This is a genomic window from Mesorhizobium sp. M0152, from assembly GCF_040322415.1.
Taxonomy (GTDB): domain Bacteria; phylum Pseudomonadota; class Alphaproteobacteria; order Rhizobiales; family Rhizobiaceae; genus Mesorhizobium.
Genome location: NZ_JAMYTH010000023.1, coordinates 32,052 through 49,460, shown reverse-complemented (window position 1 = coordinate 49,460; position 17,409 = coordinate 32,052). Strand labels below are relative to the sequence as shown.

At 62.5% G+C, this 17,409-nt stretch carries 17 protein-coding genes and 2 pseudogenes; 7 read left to right on the top strand and 12 right to left on the bottom strand.

Annotation, left to right across the window (positions count from 1 at the left end; translation table 11 throughout):
- Window positions 1–100: 100 nt before the first annotated feature.
- From NKJ26_RS21835 to NKJ26_RS21820, 4 genes are all read right to left on the bottom strand, one after another.
- Window positions 101–385 (bottom strand): hypothetical protein, encoded by a 285-nt coding sequence (locus NKJ26_RS21835; protein ID WP_352598033.1) that lies wholly within the window; start codon window positions 383–385, stop codon window positions 101–103.
- A 147-nt stretch (window positions 386–532) separates the two neighbouring features.
- On the bottom strand, window positions 533–832 hold the full coding sequence (locus NKJ26_RS21830) for a DUF982 domain-containing protein (protein ID WP_027024840.1): 300 nt from the start codon (window positions 830–832) through the stop codon (window positions 533–535).
- 46 nt (window positions 833–878) lie between these two features.
- Window positions 879–1,307, bottom strand: coding sequence for a hypothetical protein (locus tag NKJ26_RS21825; RefSeq protein ID WP_352697051.1), 429 nt, complete (start codon window positions 1,305–1,307; stop codon window positions 879–881).
- A 66-nt stretch (window positions 1,308–1,373) separates the two neighbouring features.
- Window positions 1,374–1,859 (bottom strand): Hsp20 family protein, encoded by a 486-nt coding sequence (locus NKJ26_RS21820; protein ID WP_352697050.1) that lies wholly within the window; start codon window positions 1,857–1,859, stop codon window positions 1,374–1,376.
- Window positions 1,860–2,151: 292 nt separating this feature from the next.
- On the opposite strand from NKJ26_RS21820, the gene NKJ26_RS21815 reads away from it, so the two are divergent.
- Window positions 2,152–2,583, top strand: coding sequence for a cupin domain-containing protein (locus NKJ26_RS21815; RefSeq protein ID WP_352697049.1), 432 nt, complete (start codon window positions 2,152–2,154; stop codon window positions 2,581–2,583).
- 78 nt (window positions 2,584–2,661) lie between these two features.
- Here NKJ26_RS21815 and NKJ26_RS21810 read toward each other — a convergent pair.
- Both NKJ26_RS21810 and NKJ26_RS21805 read right to left on the bottom strand, forming a co-directional pair.
- Window positions 2,662–3,116: pseudogene (locus NKJ26_RS21810) on the bottom strand (carboxymuconolactone decarboxylase family protein).
- A gap of 115 nt (window positions 3,117–3,231) precedes the next feature.
- Window positions 3,232–3,660, bottom strand: coding sequence for an SRPBCC family protein (locus NKJ26_RS21805; protein WP_352598027.1), 429 nt, complete (start codon window positions 3,658–3,660; stop codon window positions 3,232–3,234).
- A 300-nt stretch (window positions 3,661–3,960) separates the two neighbouring features.
- Between NKJ26_RS21805 and NKJ26_RS21800 the strand changes: the two genes are divergently transcribed.
- On the top strand, window positions 3,961–4,719 hold the full coding sequence (locus NKJ26_RS21800; protein ID WP_352697048.1) for a copper homeostasis protein CutC: 759 nt from the start codon (window positions 3,961–3,963) through the stop codon (window positions 4,717–4,719).
- Window positions 4,716–5,213 carry a GNAT family N-acetyltransferase gene (locus NKJ26_RS21795; protein WP_352697046.1) on the top strand — a complete coding sequence of 166 codons (498 nt, stop codon included), beginning with the start codon at window positions 4,716–4,718 and terminating at the stop codon, window positions 5,211–5,213. The genes NKJ26_RS21800 and NKJ26_RS21795 overlap by 4 nt, the downstream gene beginning before the upstream one ends.
- A gap of 7 nt (window positions 5,214–5,220) precedes the next feature.
- On the opposite strand, the pseudogene NKJ26_RS21790 reads toward NKJ26_RS21795, so the two are convergent.
- The 5 genes and pseudogenes from NKJ26_RS21790 to NKJ26_RS21770 all read right to left on the bottom strand — a co-directional run bounded on the left by NKJ26_RS21790 (window position 5,221) and on the right by NKJ26_RS21770 (window position 12,093).
- Window positions 5,221–6,726 (bottom strand): annotated as a pseudogene (locus NKJ26_RS21790) (L-lactate MFS transporter).
- Window positions 6,727–6,966: 240 nt separating this feature from the next.
- A complete protein-coding gene (locus NKJ26_RS21785; protein ID WP_352697045.1) occupies window positions 6,967–7,989 on the bottom strand; it encodes an acyltransferase family protein in 1,023 nt (340 codons plus the stop codon).
- 232 nt (window positions 7,990–8,221) lie between these two features.
- On the bottom strand, window positions 8,222–9,019 hold the full coding sequence (locus NKJ26_RS21780) for an FAD binding domain-containing protein (RefSeq protein ID WP_352598022.1): 798 nt from the start codon (window positions 9,017–9,019) through the stop codon (window positions 8,222–8,224).
- A gap of 109 nt (window positions 9,020–9,128) precedes the next feature.
- Window positions 9,129–11,477 (bottom strand): xanthine dehydrogenase family protein molybdopterin-binding subunit, encoded by a 2,349-nt coding sequence (locus NKJ26_RS21775; RefSeq protein WP_352697043.1) that lies wholly within the window; start codon window positions 11,475–11,477, stop codon window positions 9,129–9,131.
- Between the two features lie 115 nt (window positions 11,478–11,592).
- Entirely contained in the window at window positions 11,593–12,093 is a 501-nt protein-coding gene (locus NKJ26_RS21770; protein ID WP_352598020.1) for a (2Fe-2S)-binding protein, read from the bottom strand.
- 296 nt (window positions 12,094–12,389) lie between these two features.
- On the opposite strand from NKJ26_RS21770, the gene NKJ26_RS21765 reads away from it, so the two are divergent.
- The 3 genes from NKJ26_RS21765 (at window position 12,390) to NKJ26_RS21755 (ending at window position 15,506) form a co-directional block, all read left to right on the top strand.
- The gene (locus tag NKJ26_RS21765) at window positions 12,390–13,526 is read left to right on the top strand and encodes an FIST N-terminal domain-containing protein (RefSeq protein ID WP_352697041.1); all 1,137 of its coding nucleotides are present in this window, start codon (window positions 12,390–12,392) and stop codon (window positions 13,524–13,526) included.
- A gap of 14 nt (window positions 13,527–13,540) precedes the next feature.
- Window positions 13,541–14,881 (top strand): hybrid sensor histidine kinase/response regulator, encoded by a 1,341-nt coding sequence (locus tag NKJ26_RS21760; protein ID WP_352598018.1) that lies wholly within the window; start codon window positions 13,541–13,543, stop codon window positions 14,879–14,881.
- Window positions 14,882–14,951: 70 nt separating this feature from the next.
- Window positions 14,952–15,506 carry a GNAT family N-acetyltransferase gene (locus tag NKJ26_RS21755; RefSeq protein WP_352697038.1) on the top strand — a complete coding sequence of 185 codons (555 nt, stop codon included), beginning with the start codon at window positions 14,952–14,954 and terminating at the stop codon, window positions 15,504–15,506.
- 334 nt (window positions 15,507–15,840) lie between these two features.
- Here the strand turns inward: NKJ26_RS21755 and NKJ26_RS21750 are convergent, their stop codons facing one another.
- Entirely contained in the window at window positions 15,841–16,473 is a 633-nt protein-coding gene (locus tag NKJ26_RS21750; protein WP_352697036.1) for a response regulator, read from the bottom strand.
- A gap of 240 nt (window positions 16,474–16,713) precedes the next feature.
- On the opposite strand from NKJ26_RS21750, the gene NKJ26_RS21745 reads away from it, so the two are divergent.
- A complete protein-coding gene (locus tag NKJ26_RS21745; protein WP_352697034.1) occupies window positions 16,714–17,409 on the top strand; it encodes a fumarylacetoacetate hydrolase family protein in 696 nt (231 codons plus the stop codon).

Here is a 17,409-nt window from a genome sequence, read left to right as displayed (position 1 = left end):
CCCGTCGAGAGAGAGCCCGCCTGCCCCGGCGACGGGCTGATCTTGGCGGAATGTTTCGCGCATGACCGGTGACGCCCGCCGGGCGCCCGCGGGCGGCGCACTAGCAACCTTCCGTCGTTTTCTTCATCTGGCCTGGAGCAGCCGTTTTTGCACCGGTGTCCTGCTGGCCAGGAGCAGCCTGTTTCGCGCTGCCGGTCTGTTGGCCCGGGGCGCAATCCTTGGCCGAGTTCGGATTGGTGGCATTCGTGGTGGTCTTGTCGGTGCCTTGATCGGTTGTGCTTGGCATCGTTTTAGTCGTCGTGGAGGTCGTTGTCGTGCTCGACTGACCAAAGGCAAGTCCGGCGGACAAGACCAGCATGGCCGACGTCAGAAGAACCTGTTTCATCGTCATCTCCTGTTTTAGAGCGCGGTAATGCGCCTTTGATACAACAGCGAACTGATACGGACGGTTCCCAGAAACGCCGCCGCTATGCGGGAGCCGATAAACCGCAGCGGCACCACTTTTTTAGTGGCGCCGCTGCCTTGGTCGAAGCTAAACGGCTACCCCACCGCGACCCGACTTGGAGCTGGCCATCCAGGGCAGCGGAGCAAGCGACTCCTGCAGGATCTTGGCGGATCTCGCGAATCCGGCAAAAGCATCGCGCGCGATCGATGGCGAAATCTGGCCGTCATACGCGCGCTGGCACGCTCGATAGGCCGTATCGAAAATCGGGCCGCGCCGTTCCCTTGGCCACTCATCGAAGAAATCGAAGGCATCTTCAAGACACCCTATTTCTTGGACAAACTGGCCGTTCTTGACCAGGACCGGCCGATCGAATGTCCTATCGCTCATGTAGTCCTCCTTCAGCTGAACGATTTGGGGTTGGTGATTGAGATCCTCACGCGACCGCATGCTCGGGCTCCGCCAACATGCCACCACCTCCAAATCTGGGTGGCACCGCCGCGTGCACCGGACTTGGCGGTGGGTCGTCATCGTCGTCCCGCCAAGGGTGCCTTATCCATTTGAGCCGGTCTTTCCTGCGGTGCCGGTCGAACGCCAGGCCGATGTTGCCCGGCTGCTGCGCGCGTCGATCCAGGGAGCGCAGCGCGCGAAGTATTTCGCTGACCGCCACGACGGCGCCGTTGTCCAACTGACGCAAGGTTGGCCGGTCGGGAACAGCATGAGCGTCGGAGGCCCAGGAAGCGAGCAAGGCTCGCTTGGCTCCGATTGTCATGGTCTGATCGTTCAGCACCCGATCGGGGAGCGCAGCGTTTCCCTCGGCGAGGTTTTTGGATTGTTCGTGAAAGCCACTGGTTTCGAGTTTCATCTCCATTCTCCGCAATCTATGCCTCCCGGCAAAACCGGGAGCGGACCGCAGGCTGAGTAAACAGGATCAGGCCGCCTTGCGTCGCGGTTCTGTATCCATTTCGATTGCTTGTTTTTCGGCTTCCTTCAGCGAAACCGCCTTGGCTTCCGAGCCGATCTCGATGCGGCGAGGCTTGAGTTCCTCGGGCACCTCGCGGATCAGATCCACCGACAGCAGGCCGTTGTGGAGGTTAGCTGCCTTGACCCTGACATGGTCGGCCAGCTTGAACACCTGTTTGAAGTTGCCTATCGCCAGGCCACGGTGAAGAATTTCCCTGCTTTCCGGATCTGGCTTCTTCTGTCCGGTCACGGACAGTTCGGGTCCGTTCTGCACGAGTTCGACCTCGTCGAGGCCAAAGCCCGCTACGGCCATCGTGATGCGGTAGTCGTTCTCGCCGTTCTTCTCGATGTTGTAGGGCGGCCAGTCGGAGCGCGCGCCATTTTCAAGCATGTCGAAGAGTCGGTCGAAGCCGACCGTTGTGCGGTAAAGGGGGGCATAATCAAAGCTTCTCATAGCCATATCCTCCGTGAAGCAACATGGATTGCGAGGATCGTCGCAGCGCCGCCGCGACGCCCAGTTCGTCGAGCCGAAGCCCCGACGGTAGATCGATCTGGTAATCGCGATTTTTTCCTTCAAGAGGGCCCATTCGAATTTTTTTGAAACTGCTATTGTCCAGCAAATCTAACGCCCTGGGCAGGCTTTCGGCCGGGTGCCCGGCAGCGCGTCAACCACTCGGCTCCGGTTTCCGCCGACACTTGCACGGGGCTGGCATCAGCGCGATGGTGGCGCAGGGCCGGAGCGAATCATGCGCAAAGTTCTTATCTCGGGGCTGCTGCTCGCAGTGGCATCTTCCGCAAATCCCGCCCAGGCGCTGGACCCCAGCGGCACGCCCGTGGTCGTCACCCCGCTGGCGTCGCGCACCACGACCGCTTCCGGCCAGCCGATCACGCTGCCGCGGAAGAACGTTCAGGTGCTGGTTTCGACCTACGACATCGCGCCGGGCGCGACCTTGCCGGTGCACCGCCACCCCTTCCCGCGCTACGCCTATGTCGAGGCCGGCACGCTGAAGGTCACCAATGTCGAGACCGGCGACAGCAACACCTACAAGACGGGCGATTTCATCATCGAGATGATCGGACAATGGCACCAGGCCACCAATATGGGCGATGGCCCGGTCAAGCTGCTGGTGATCGATCAGGTCGAGGAAGGCGCCAAGAACACGGAGCTGCGCCAGTAGCGGCCAAGCCCGATATCCACGCCCTGACCCGAAAGCTCTGCGCTCGCGAGGCATCATAGCGCCTCCCACGCTCAAGCCTCAGCCCCAGGTGCCAACCATCTGCCGCGTCGTGGCGTTCAGCCGGTTGAAGGCGTTGATCAGGGCAATCTGGATCGTCAGCGCGGCAAGCGCCTTTTCATCGTAGTGCCGGGCGGCTTCGTCCCAGACATCGTCGGGCACGGCGTCCGGCCGGTCGGCGAGCCTCGTGCCCGCCTCGGCCAGCGCCAGGCCGCCCGCTCGGCGTCGGTGAAGTATGGCGTTTCCCGCCATGCCGAGAGGGCAAAGATGCGCTCGTCCTTCTCGCCGGCCGTCTTCAATTCGCGGGCATGCATGTCGACGCAGAGCGCGCAGGCATTGATCTGGCTGGCGCGCAGATGGACCAGCTTGCGCGTGATGTAGGGCACGCCGGCCGTCTCGGTCGACTTGTCCAGCGCCAGAAGCGCCTGCAGGGAACCGGGGATGAGCATCACGGGATTCTTGATTCTGGCTTGCATGGTCTTCTCCTTTCGAAGCGTTTCGGCAGGGCGCGTTTGCCGGCCCGGACGCCGCGCATCCGGATTTTGAGTTTGATGAGACTATCTTTGATGCCGACCGTCGTCCGGTGACGTCTCAGTCTTGCCTTGCCGCGACTTGTTCGAGCCGATCGAGAATACCCGGCCAACCGCTTCCCATGCCCTTATATCCGCGCTCGTCGGCGGGCCGGAATCCCGACTGCTCCATCCGCACCCGGGTCGCCGCGCCCTCGGGCGTGAGCGACCAGGTCACCAGGGTTTTCAGTCCGCTGTCGGACTCGGTCCCGTCGCCCCAGCTGTAGGCAAGCAGTCGCGGTGCCTCGACTTTCAGCACAACGCAGTTCGTCACGCCGGACCAGCCCGGCACCGGTGCCGCCCGGAAGGTGAAGCGATGCCCCTCTTGCGCCGCGAAATCATTCTGCATCAGCCATTCGGCAACGAGCTCGGGCACGGTCAGTGCGCGCCATATCTTTTCCGCCGAATGGGGAAACAGCCGTTCGACGACGATCGATTTGGTTTCCGCCATGCCTAGCTCCTTCTTCGCCACGGTCGTGCCGTCGAGCACAATCAATAACTCGCCGGCTATGAGTTATTTCAATAACTCAGCGGTTATGAAAGTGTCAAGCATGGAATTGCCGCCTGGCCCAAGTAGCGGTCCTGTTCGGGTGGTTCGCGCCAATCGGCCCAGAGCGGTTTCACGTTTCATGCAACCGCCGAACCTCTATTTCCTTGTTTTACGCAATTCCGGACGGAAAGCCGTTTCACGCTTCTCCTGAAATTGCTCCAGTGCTAGGGCTGGCGCCGAAATCATGGACGGGATCGCCGCTTGACCAGAGAAACTCGCCTGCCGCTGATCGAAATCTGTGTCGAAGGTATCGACGGCCTGCTGGCCGCTCAGGCTGCCGGCGCCGACCGTGTCGAACTGTGCGCCAGCCTTGTCGAAGGTGGCATCACGCCGAGCCTCGGCACGGTGCGCGCCGCTCTCGAGCAGGCGACCGTGCCGTTTCACGTCATGGTGCGGCCGCGCGGCGGCGACTTTTTCTACAGCGAGACCGAGTATCGTTCGATGCTCGCCGACGTCGTCGCGCTACGCGGCCTCGGCGTGCCCGGCGTCGTGTTCGGCTGCCTGAACGCCGACGGCACCATCGACGAGCAGCGCATGCGCGAATTGACAGAGGCCGCCGGACCTCTGAACGTCACCTGCCATCGCGCCTTCGACATGACGCGCGATCCCGCCGAGGCGCTGGAAGCGCTGATCCGCTGCAAGGTCGGCCGCGTGCTGACCAGCGGCCAGCGCGACAGCGCGGTCGAAGGATTGCCCCTGTTGGCGGATCTGGTGCGCCAGGCCGGCGACCGCATCGTCATTCTCGGCTGCGGCGGGCTCGATCTCGGCAACATCGCTCAGGTGCGCAAAACGACCGGGCTGGCCGAGATGCATTTCGCCGCCCTCAAGGACGTGCCGAGCGCCATGCGTTACCGCAATCCCAAGGTAGGCATGGGCGGCTCCGATCTCGACCGCGAGTACCGCAACATTTTGACCGACACGCCACTGGTCGCGGCCACGATTGCTGCGGCCAAGGCATGATCCTGTCCCCCGCCCCGATTAGCCGCGTATCGGCGGAAGACGAAGCCGCGATCCTGGCGCTCAACAACGAGCATGCCGCCGAATTGTCATGGCTCGAACCCGAGCGGCTGACCTTCCTGCTAAGCGAGGCGTTCTACGCGCGCCGCATCGGCGACCTCGACGCCTTCATCATGACCTTCGACCAGGAGGCCGGCTACGACAGCCCGAATTTCCTGTGGTTTTGCGAGCGCTACGAACGCTTCGTCTATGTCGATCGGGTCGTCGTGGCGGCGCAAGCCAGGGGCCGCGGTCACGCCCGCCGGCTCTATCAGGATCTGTTCGACCATGCGGAGCGTGCTGGCCACACGCTGGTCACCTGCGAGGTCAACACCGATCCGCCCAATCCGGCCTCCGACGCCTTCCACGCCACGCTCGGCTTCGCCGAAGTCGGCGACGCGGTGATCCATGGCGGCAAGAAGTCGGTGCGCTATTATGCCAGGCGGATCCCTGCCTGAGGCGCGATCACTGGAACAGCGCGGCCGCGCTCATCAAAGTCATCCAGAAACCCCACACCAGCGGGATGCCGACGAGCAGCCAGGCCAGCGTCAGCTTGATCGGATTGCTGTTGTCTTGCGGCATGTGAATATCCTCAAGCAGCAGCCGTTTCGGCCTTCATGTGGAAGCGCGCATCGACCGGCCGCATCATCAGGTTTAGCAGGAAGCCGACAACGAGCAGGCCGGCCATGATGTACATGGTGACCGTGTAGGCGTCAGCCTTCGCCACGCCGCTGTCGATCTGGTATTGCCTGATGTAGTTGACCAGCACCGGTCCCAGAACGCCCGCCACTGACCACGCCGTCAACAGGCGGCCATGGATGGCGCCGACATAGCGCACGCCGAAGACGTCGCGCAGATAGGCGGGGATGGTGGCGAAGCCGCCGCCATACATGCTGAGGATGATGCCGTAGAACAGCACGAACAGGAACACGCTGCCCGACCGGCCGGTCCACGGCACCGCCGCATAGAGGACGACGCCCAGCGCGAAGAAGATGGCGTAGGTCATCTGCGTCCGATGTAGTCGCTGGTGGATGCCCAGAAGAATCGGCCGAGCATGTTGAAGATCGAAAGCAGGCCCACGAAACCGGCGGCCGCCGCGGCTGAGATGCGCCCCGGGAACATCTCCTGGCTCATGGCCGAGGCCTGGCCGAGGACGCCGATGCCTGCGGTCACATTGAGGCACAGCACGCCCCACAGCAACCAGAACTGCGGCGTCTTGAGCACATCGTCGAGATGGACATTGGACGTCGTCACCATCGCATTCCGCCCCACCGGCGGCGTCCAGCCGGCAGGCCGCCAGCCTTCCGGCGGCACCCTGACGATAAGAGCCCCGATCAGCATGAAGACGAAATAGACGACGCCGAGCACGAGGAAGGTTTCAGCGACGCCGATATGCTCAGGCGTCGAAAACAGCTTCATCAGATAGACCGAAAGCGGCGAAGCGATGAAGGCGCCGCCGCCGAAACCCATGATCGCCATGCCGGTCGCCATGCCTGGCCGGTCTGGAAACCAGCTGATCAGCGTCTTGACCGGCGAGATGTAGCCGAGGCCGAGACCTATGCCGCCGAGCACGCCATAGCCAAGATAGATGATCCACAGCTGATGGAGATAAACACCAAGCGCCGAAACGATGAAGCCGCCGCCAAAGCAGCAGGCGGCCGCGACCATGGCCTTGCGGGGCCCGACCCGGTCCAGCCAGCCGCCGCCGAACGCCGCCGCTATGCCCAGGAACAGGATCGCGATCGAGAATATCCAGCCGAGCCCGGTCAGCTTCCAGTCGTCGGGCGCCGAGTCGGTGATGCCGATCAGCTTCGACATTGGCAGGTTGAAGACGCTGAACGCATAGGCTTGGCCGATGCATAAATGAATGCAGAGTGCCGCCGGAGGCACCATCCACCTGTTGAAGCCAGAGTCAGCAACGATGCGCGAGCGGTCGAGCCAGCCGCCCGGCCCTTCTCCAGTCATAGCCATTCCATCCTCCCAGATGCGTTCTGCGAGCCATCCTCTCAAATGTGTTCCGGGAACAAACTAGGTTGGCGAAGAGGCGAGGCAACAAGGAATGCCCGCCATTAAGACCAATGTCTAAGAAAATGGACCTGTAGCCATAAGCAGGTCGCCGTACCCGCTGGATAGATCGGAAGGCATTGATTGATGACCTGCTCGCCAGGCAAACAAGCCCTGCGGGCGCTCATCACTACCTGGCGACGGCATTCACCAGTTGCGGTTAAGCCATTCGCGCGCCGGCCGTTCGACGACGTAGTAGCTGCAGAGCGCGCAGGCAAAGACGCAGGCCAGCATCAGCCACGGGTTGCTGCCTTGCTCGTAGACGAATTTGTAGAACGGCTGCTGCCACAGATAGAGCGAATACGACCACAGCCCCAGCGTCGCCATCGGCCAGGACGACAACAGCCCCGAAAGGGTCCTGCTGCTGAAATCGAGTGCGTTGACGGCCAGCGCCAGCAACGGCACGGCCAACAGATAATGGATCGGCGTCGACACCGGATCGAGGAACAGCACAACGGCGCCGACCGATGCCGCCAGCGCAACATGCCTGCCCATGAAGACCGCTGGCAGCCTGCCTTCGGCCTTGAGCAGGCAGATCGAAGCCGACAGCAGGATCGAGGCGATATGCACATCGGTGCGCCAGTAGGTGTGCTCGTAGTCCAGCCTGAACACCCAATACGACACCGCGCCGTTCGCCATGGCGAGCAAAGCCAGCGTTACGAGCAACGGGATGACGCGGTTGCGGCCGGGAACGGTGGCGCTGATCAGCGCCAGAATGATGTAGGCGTGTTCTTCGACGCAGAGCGACCAGATATGATCCAGCGCCCCGGCGCGGGTAACGAGAATCCCGGCATAATTGTAGGTGAACGTCAGTGCCGTCAGCGCCGCCTTCCATTTGAAGGCGACGAACGTGCCCGACAGCGCGATCAGGGTGACGACGACGAAGATCAGCAGAGCCGGGTAGATGCGCGAGAAACGGCGCTTGAAGAACTTCTTCAGCGGGTAACGCTCGATGAAAAGAATCTCGGCCATCAGGCGACCGCTGAGCACGAAGAAGAATTCGACGCCCAGCACTCCGAGATTGATTCCGGGAACGGGAAAAAAATGGCCGATCAGCACCAGCGCGATCGACAGGCCGCGCCATCCATCGAGATAGGCCAGTCTTGTCCTGACACCTTTGTCGGCGACGGATCGAGGCGGAACGACATGCGTCGCGGAGATGTCGGTCATGCCGGCTCCCTTCGCATTGAAATATGCGAAAAGGGTCGCGGATAGACACTCCGAACCCGGCTCGCGTTGGTCGCCGGCATAGTGCAGTGCAATATTGCTTTGTGCAAGTGCGAGATTGAAGCCAGGACACCTCCACCACCAGTGCGAACAGTTGTCCACAATTCGGCGATACAGTCGCTCGCACGAAAAAAGGGCCACGCGGGCCCTTGATCGACCGGCGGACCGGCAACCGTCAGGCGTTGGCTGCCGCCACCGCGCGTTTGGCCATGACCACGACCAGATTGGCGCGATAATCGGCGGAAGCGTGAATATCGCTCATCAGGTTCTTAGCCGGCACTTTGACGCCGTCGAGCGACGCAGCCTCGAAATTCTTCGCAAGCGCGGCTTCGATCTCCTTCGAACGGAAGACGCCGTCATCGCCGGCGCCGGTGACGGCAACGCTGACGCCGTCCTTGCCCTTGGCCACGAACACGCCGACGATCGCGTAGCGCGAGGCCGGATTGCGGAACTTTTCATACGCAGCCTTGGCCGGCGCGGTGAAATTCACCGCGGTGATGATCTCGCCGTCCTTCAACGCCGTTTCGAACAGGCCCTTGAAGAACTTGTCGGCGGCAATCTCACGTTTGTTGGTGATAATGGTGGCGCCCAGCGCCAGCAATGCCGCCGGATAATCGGCCGCCGGATCGTTGTTTGCGATCGAGCCGCCGATCGTGCCCTTGTAGCGCACCGCCGGGTCACCGATCAGCGACGCCAGATGGGCAAGCGCCGGACAGGCCTTCCTCAGCTTCTCGTCATTGGCAACGTCGAAATGCGTGCTGGCGGCACCGATGGTGATCGTCTTGCCCGACACTCTCACGCCCTGCAGCTCCTTGATGTGCGACAGGTCGACAAGATCGGAAGGTGCGGCCAGCCGTGTCTTCATGGCGGGAATCAGCGTCATGCCGCCAGATAAAAGCTTGGCGTCGCCGCTCTTCAAGAGTTTTACGGCATCGGCGACCGAGGCGGCACGGTGATAGTTGACTGCGTACATTGGTTTCTCCCTGGGGAAGGAGCGAATAGGGAGTAGCGAGCAGCGAATAGCGCCTGTTCCTTCGCACCGCGCTTTCCCTATTCGCTACTCCCTATTCGCTATCTGCTTTTCAGTGCTTCGAAGCGCGGATTGCCGTCCACACGGTGGAAGGCGACGCCGGCATGGCGATGTCGGTAATGCCGATGGCGTCGGTGATGGCATTGATCACCGCCGGCGGTGAGCCGATGGCGCCGGCCTCGCCGCAGCCCTTGATCCCGAGCGGATTGCCTGGGCACGGCGTGTTCGAGGTCGAGACCTTGAATGACGGCAGGTCGTCGGCGCGCGGCATGGTGTAATCCATGTAGCTCGCCGTCAGCAATTGCCCGCTCGAGTCGTAATAAGCGCCTTCCAGCAGTGCCTGGCCGACCCCTTGCGCGATGCCGCCATGAACCTGGCCCTCAACGATCATCGGATTGATGATGTTGCCGAAATCGTCGGCTGCGACGAACTGCACGATCTCGGTGGTTCCGGTCTCCGGATCGATCTCGACCTCGCAGATGTAGCAGCCTGCCGGGAAAGTGAAGTTCGAGGGATCATAGAAAGAGGTTTCCTTCAGCCCAGGCTCCATCCCCGCAGGCAGATTGTGCGCGGTATAGGCGGCAAGCGCCATCTGGAACCATGGTACGTTCTTGTCGGTCCCGGCCACCTTAAGCGCACCGTTCTCGATGACGATGTCGCCCTCGTCGGCCTCGAGCAGATGGGCGGCGATCTTCTTCGCCTTGGCCTCCACCTTGTCGAGCGCCTTGGCAACCGCCGACATGCCGACCGCGCCGGAGCGCGAGCCATAGGTGCCCATGCCCATCTGCACCTTGTCGGTGTCGCCATGGACGATCGAAACCGAGTCGATCGGCACCCCAAAACGCTGGTTGACCAGTTGCGCGAACGTCGTCTCATGGCCTTGGCCATGGCTGTGCGAGCCGGTCAGCACCTCGATCGTGCCGGCGGCATTGACCCGCACTTCGGCTGATTCCCACAGGCCGACACCGGCACCGAGCGAACCGACCGCCGCCGACGGCGCGAGGCCGCAGGCTTCGATGTAGCAGCTCATGCCGATGCCGCGCAGCTTGCCGTTCCTGGCGGCGGCCGCCTTGCGCTTGGCCATGCCGGAATAGTCGGCGGCTTTCATGGCCGCGTCGAGCGAAGCCGCATAGTCGCCGGCGTCGTAGTTCATGATCACCGGCGTCTGGTGCGGGAATGAGGTGATGAAGTTCTTCCGCCGCAGTTCGGCTGGAGACAATCCGAGCTCGCGCGCCGCCGTTTCCATGGTGCGTTCCAGGAGATAGGTGGCCTCCGGCCGCCCTGCCCCGCGATAGGCATCGACAGGTGCCGTATTGGTGTAGACGGCCCGGACATTGGCATGGATGGCCGGGATGTCGTACTGGCCCGACAGCAGCGTCGCGTAGAGGTAGGTCGGCACACAAGACGAGAACAGCGACATGTAGGCGCCGAGATTGGCGATCGTGTCGACCTTCAGCCCGGTAATCCTGTTGTTCTTGTCGAACGCCATTTCCACGGTCGAGATGTGGTCGCGGCCATGCGCGTCCGACAGGAAGCTTTCCGTGCGGTCGGCGACCCATTTGACCGGCACGCCGGTTTTCTTGGACGCCCACAGGCAGACGATCTCTTCGGGATAGATGTAGATCTTCGAACCGAACCCGCCGCCGACATCGGGCGCGATGACGCGCAACTTGTTCTCAGGCGCGACGTTGTAGAAGGCGCTCATCACCAGCCGCGCGACATGCGGGTTCTGCGACGTCGTCCAGCAGGTATAGTGATCCTCGGCCTTGTCGTAATGGCCAAGTGCTGCGCGCGGCTCCATCGCGTTCGGCACCAGCCGGTTGTTGACGATCTTCATGCGGGTGACATGCGCGGCCGCCTTGATCGCCGCGTCGGTCGCCTTGCCGTCGCCGAGTTCCCAGTCGAAGATCAGGTTGTTCTCGGCTTCGGCATGGATCTGCGGCGCGCCCTTCTCAAGTGCCTTGCTCGCATCGACGACCGCCTTCAGCTCCTTGTAGGTGATTTCCACGGCCTCGGCCGCGTCGCGCGCCTGGCCCTTCGTTTCCGCCACCACGACGACGACCGCATCGCCGACATAACGGACCTTGTCGACGGCCAGCGGCGACCACGCGCCCATCTTCATCGGCGTGCCGTCCTTGGAATGGATCATCCAGCCGCAGATGAGATTGCCGATGCCATCGGCCTTGAGCTCCTTGCCGGTCAGCACGCCGATGACGCCGGGCATGGCTTGCGCTTGTCTGACGTCAATCTTCTTGATCTGCGCATGCGCGTGCGGGCTGCGCACGAAGGCTGCATGCTTCATGCCGGGAACCACCATGTCGTCGACATAACGGCCGGCGCCGGTGATGAACCTCTTGTCTTCCTTGCGCGCGACCCGAGCGCCAACCCCTTCAATGCCCATCGGAAATTCCTCCCAGAATTGTAGGGCGGCAGGTGAGCAGGGCAGCAAGGCAATAGGAAATTGACTGTTGTTCCCTACGGCCTTTCTGCCCTACTCGCCTACTGCCTTCTCTATCTCACGCAGCCTGCTTCGCCTTGCCCTTCGCGCCCTTGGCCATCGTCTTCGATGCGGCAAGGATTGCCTTGACTATATTGTGATAGCCGGTGCAGCGGCAGATGTTGCCTTCGAGCTCGGCACGCACCGTCGCCTCGTCGAGGCCTCCGGGATGGCGGTTGATCATGTCGGTCGCCGCCATGATCATGCCCGGCGTGCAGAAGCCGCATTGCAGTCCGTGATGTTCCTTGAACGCCGCTTGCATGGGGTGGAGATCGGCGCCGTTGGCCAGACCTTCAATCGTCACGATGGTCGAACCGGACGCCTGAACCGCAAGCATGGTGCAGGACTTGACCGCCTTGCCGTCGACATGGATCACGCAGGCACCGCATTGCGAGGTGTCGCATCCGACATGCGTGCCGGTCAGGCCGAGATTCTCCCGCAGGAAGTGAACCAGCAGCATTCGATCCTCGGCAACGCCGCTGACCCGCTTGCCGTTCACCATCAACGAAACGTCCGACATGGTCCCTCCCTGGGTATCACCTTGGTCATCACGCCGCCCGCGCGCCCATGGGCGCCTCGGCCATGTCTCATTCGTACACCGCACAATGCACAAAAAACAACACGGCGGAAAGTCGGATCATTGTACTTTCGGTCATGGCCAGGGCCAAAACGTGCATTCCCCGGTCCCATTGCCAAAACACAGATTGACGGCAACAATAGCCTCCGACGCCCGCGCGCTCGACGCGCATAAGAACGCGTCGGAGGAAACGCGGGAGAACGCCGCTGACCAGTTCACGGACGCGTTACGCATGCGGCTTGTCGGCGCTGACCACGGACGAGCCGGACCCGGATGTTTTCGCACGCGCGGTGGCCACCGAAGCCGCCGACATCGGCGCCGGTTTTGCGCTTCTGTTCTTTTCCCAGAGCCTCGTCGAGGCCGGCGCCCTTTCGCGGGCGCTCTCGACCCATGCGCCGGCACTCCACCATGTCGGGTGTTCGACAGCCGGCGAGATCACCCCGCAGGGTCTCGAAGAAGGTCATGTGCTGGCCATGCTGTTTCCCTCGGCCTCGTTCACCGCGGTCAGCACCATGGTCGACAGCCTCTCATCGTCGGGCATGGACAGGATAACCGGTGAGGTCGAGGCCTTGCGGCGCACGCTGCACGCCCGCGTCGGCACGGAGCAGACCGAGAACACTTTCGCGCTCTGCTTCATCGACGGGCTGTCCTACGCCGAAGAAGCGGTGAGCTCGGCTATCCACTGGGGCCTCGACGACATACCGCTGCTCGGCGGCTCGGCCGGCGACGATTTGAAATTCGAAACGACGCGCCTGATCTCCAATGGCAAGGTCACTTCCGACAGCGCCATTATCGTGCTGATCGCCACCGAAATCCCTTTCCACGTCTTCAAGACCGACAATTTCGTTCCGACCGACGAAAAGCTGGTGGTGACGGCGTCCGATCCCGACCACCGCATCGTGCGGGAGTTCAACGCCGTCAGCGCGGCGGAGGAGTATGCCGCGTCGGTCGGCATCGTCACGCAGGCCATGACGCCGCTGAGCTTTGCTTCGCATCCCATGGTGGTGAAGGTGGGCGGTGAGTACTACTGCCGCTCGATCCAGAAGATGCACACGGATGGCTCGCTGTCGTTCTTTTGCGCGATAGACGACGGTGTCGTGCTGTCGATCGCGCGGCCCAAGGACATGGTCGAATCGACACGGACGGCGCTGCGCGAAGTCGAGGAGAGGCTGGGCGGCATCGACATGATCCTCGGCTTCGACTGCGTGCTGCGCCGGCTGGACGCGCTCAACCGGCAAGTCTTTCGTGAGATTTCGGAGCTGTACAGGGTCAACAATGTCGTCGGCTTCGGCACCTATGGCGAACAATACCGGTCGATGCACCTGAACCAGACTTTTACCGGCATCGCCTTTGGCGACCGCCAGGCGGCGGAATAGGACGGCGAAACAAGATGCCGCTCAGGAACATAAACGACCTCGAAAAGCTGAAGAAGATCAACGCCGCTCTCATCAGCCGCGTCGAGCGGTCGATGGACCATCAAGTCAACGCCTTTTCGCTGTTCCAGACCGCGATTTCGCTCGAGAACCGGGTGCGCACGCGAACGGAGGAACTGCACGCGACCTTGCGGCGGCTTGAGCAGTCCAACGTCGATCTCAGCGCCGCCAAGGAGAATGCCGAGCTGGCGAACCTGTCCAAGACGAGGTTTCTCGCCGCCGCCAGCCATGACGTGCTGCAGCCGCTGAACGCGGCCCACCTCTCCGTCTCGGCGCTCGCCGAAGTGCAGACCAGCGACGAAGGCAGGAAGCTGGTGCGGCAGGTCGAGCGCTCGCTGGAAACGATGGAAGACCTGCTGCGTACGCTGCTCGACATTTCCAAGCTCGATGCCGGCGTGGTGCAACCCGACATAGGCGACGTCAGCCTGGAAGCGCTGTTCTCGTCGCTGCGTTCGGATTTTCAGCCGGTGGCGGAAATGAAGGGCCTGTTGCTGAAATTCCGGCCGGTAAACGCCGTGGTCCGCTCCGACCGGACGCTGCTGCGCCGCATCCTCCAGAACATCCTCTCCAATGCGCTGGGCTATACCCGTTCGGGCGGCGTGCTGGTCGGCACCAGGCATCGCGGCGACACCATTCGCATCGATGTCGCCGATACCGGCTGCGGCATTCCCGACGACCAGCGCGAGGCGGTGTTCGAGGAATTCCATCGCGGCACCTTGCCGGCCAACGCCGAACTCGCCGGCGGCGGTCTGGGCCTCGGGCTGGCCATCGTGCGCCGCATCGCCGGCGCCCTCGGCCATCCCGTGACGTTTTCGTCCAAGGTAGGGCGCGGCACGATTTTCCATATCGACGTTCCTGTCGGCATCGGCGCGCCGGCCGACGCCATCGCCAGCGCCGCCAGCCTGGAGCGGCCGCGCGGCTACGGCCTGTTCGGCACCAAGGTGCTGCTGGTCGAGAACGATGCCGAGGTGCTGGAGGCGATGACCTTCCTGCTCGAACGCTGGCAATGCCTGGTGCGCGCCGCGACCTCGACCGACGATGCGCTGGGTATGCTCGGCGACACCGACTGGGTGCCCGACATCGTCATTGCCGATCAGCATCTCGACGGCGGCGATCTCGGCACCACCACCATCGCCGAGGTCCGCGACTATCTCGGCCGCGCCGTACCGGCGTTGATCGTCACCGCCGATGCATCCGAAGCCGTCGCCAAGGCGGCGCGGGCCGGCGGCATCGAACTGATGCGCAAGCCGCTGAAACCGGCACAACTGCGCGCCCTGCTGGCACATCTGCTGGCTTAGGGGCCGGAATTACGGCGACTGTGTCTGCGCTGCAACCGAACCCGCTGGCGGCTGGCGGCGTTTGTGGTCGATGAGCTTTCGAGTCGAACCGCTTTCTCGACTGAATTGGCCGGCGCTCGTGGATCTGTTTTCGGCGAGCGGACCTGTCGGTCGTTGCTGGTGCATGTACGGAAGGATCGGCCCAGCCTACCGTAACCGGCCGCCCGATGAGAATCGGCGTGAATTTCAGCAAACGGCACTGTCCGGCGACATACCTCAGGGCCTTTTGGCCTTCGACGGACCAATGGCCGTCGGGTGGTGCCAAGTCACGCCCGTCGAAGCCGTGCCTTACCTGATGAGAAGGTGGCTCGGGGCCGAAGATCGCGGGCAAGAAACTTGGTTCATCTCCTGTTTCTATGTACGCAAGGGCTATCGCCGCCGTGGGATAACCCGGACGCTGATCGAGGCAAGCGTTGCTCACGCAAGACGACGTGGCGCGAAAGCGATCGAGGCGATGCCGCTCGACGGCGGCAAGTCGCCGAGCGCAACCGGTAGCGGATACGTGTCGACGTTCGAGAGAGCAGGTTTCCAAGCCGTCGCGCACCGCGATACGGCCCGCCCGCTGATGAGATTTTCGCTGTCGTAATGTTCAATCCCGAATTTCGGAATCTCGAATTTCGGTGACAGGAATTTCGAATTCGGAATTCGGTGACAGTGCACTTTTACCAGTGCGTTTTCTTTTGGGGCAAGGCAGGCGGCGAAACGAAAATAGTGCACTGTCACCGTAATTGTCTGATGAGAAGGTGGTTCGGGAATTTCGGTGACAGTGCACTTCTAGAATACGGTGACAGTGCACTTTTACCTTCGACTACGATTACGGTGACAGCGCACTTTTACCTTGTTCGCCTGACCATCACCCGTGGGCAGGCTCAAAACCCGACCTGGTCGCGAAACAGCTCCGCATTGTCGAGCTTCGACACCTAGATCACCGCTTGCGTGCGGCTATAGACATTGAGCTTGCGCAGGATTTCGGACACATGCGCCTTGACCGTGGTCTCTCCCACCTGCAGCTCGTAAGCGATCTGCTTGTTGAGCAGGCCCTGGCGCAGCATCTGGAGCACGCGCAATTGTTGCGGCGTCAGCGTGGACAGGCGCTGGACCATGTCGGCTCGGTCGGTGCTTTCGGCGTCCGGAGGCCGGCCTTCGTAGGTTTCCGGAACGTAAACCGCCCCTTCCATCACCGAGCGGATGGCGGCGGCGAGATCGCTCTTGCGGGCCGATTTCGGGATGAAGCCGGCAGCACCGTAGGACAGCGCCTCGGAAATGATCCTCGGCTCCTCATAGCCCGACACGATCACCACCGGCAGGCGCGGATAGCGGGTCCTGAGCTGGAGCAGCCCGTCGAACCCGTGCACGTCGGGCATGCTGAGGTCGAGCAAGGCAAGGTCGAACGGCTTTGCGCCGGCGAGAAGATCAAGCGCCTCGCCGATCGAGCGCGCCTCCACAGTGTCGACCTCCGGATAGGCCATCTGCACGGCGCTGTGCAGCGCCTCGCGAAACAGCGGATGGTCGTCGATAATCAGGAACCGGGCGCGATCACTGGTTGCGCTCATGGCGTTCGCTCCGAAGCCCGTTTTCAATTTCCGGCACAGCGTAGTCCCGCGAGCGCGGCCGGATTATTGGCAAATAGTCTATCGCCGGTCGACAGCATGCATCGCCGCATAGGTAATGGGAACTCAGAATTTCCTAAACAGACCAGGTAACACCCGTGCTTATGAAATGCGACGCCTTGCCCGGCCCCCGAAATCGGCCGAAGCTACGGCCAGCATCCGATATCGAACGCAGAGACCGCCATGACCGCCTTCGTCCTCCCTGCCCCCCCAACGCCTTCTGTCGCGATCAGCGGCTCCGCCGAGCGTTTTGCCGTGCGTCGCATCTTCTGTGTCGGTCGCAACTACGCGGCGCACGCGCGCGAATTCGGCAACGACGAGCGCGATCCGCCGTTCTTCTTCACCAAGCCGGCCGACGCGGTGGTCGATTCCGGCGCCGATATCCCCTACCCGCCGCTGACGGCCAATCTGCACCACGAAATCGAACTGGTCGCGGCGATCGGCAAGGCCGGCTTCCGTATCCCTCGCGACAAGGCGCTGGATCATGTCTGGGGTTATGCCGTCGGCATAGACCTCACCCGCCGCGACCTGCAGGACGAGGCCAAGAAGGCAGCCCGGCCCTGGGATTGGTCGAAGGCGTTCGACCGTTCCGCGCCTTGCGGCCCGCTGGTCCAGGCACTGAAGTCGGGCCATCCGCAAAAGGGCCGCATCTGGCTCGCCGTCGACGGCGAGGTCAAGCAGGATGCCGATCTGGCCGAGCTGATCTGGCCAATATCAGACATCGTCTCCATCTGCAGCGAGGGCATGGAACTGGAACCCGGCGACCTGATCTTCACCGGCACGCCGGCCGGTGTCGGCGCGGTCAGGCCGGGCGAGACAATAACCGGCGGCGTCGATGGCATCGGTACCATCGAAGTGACCATCGGCCAGCCGAGGTGA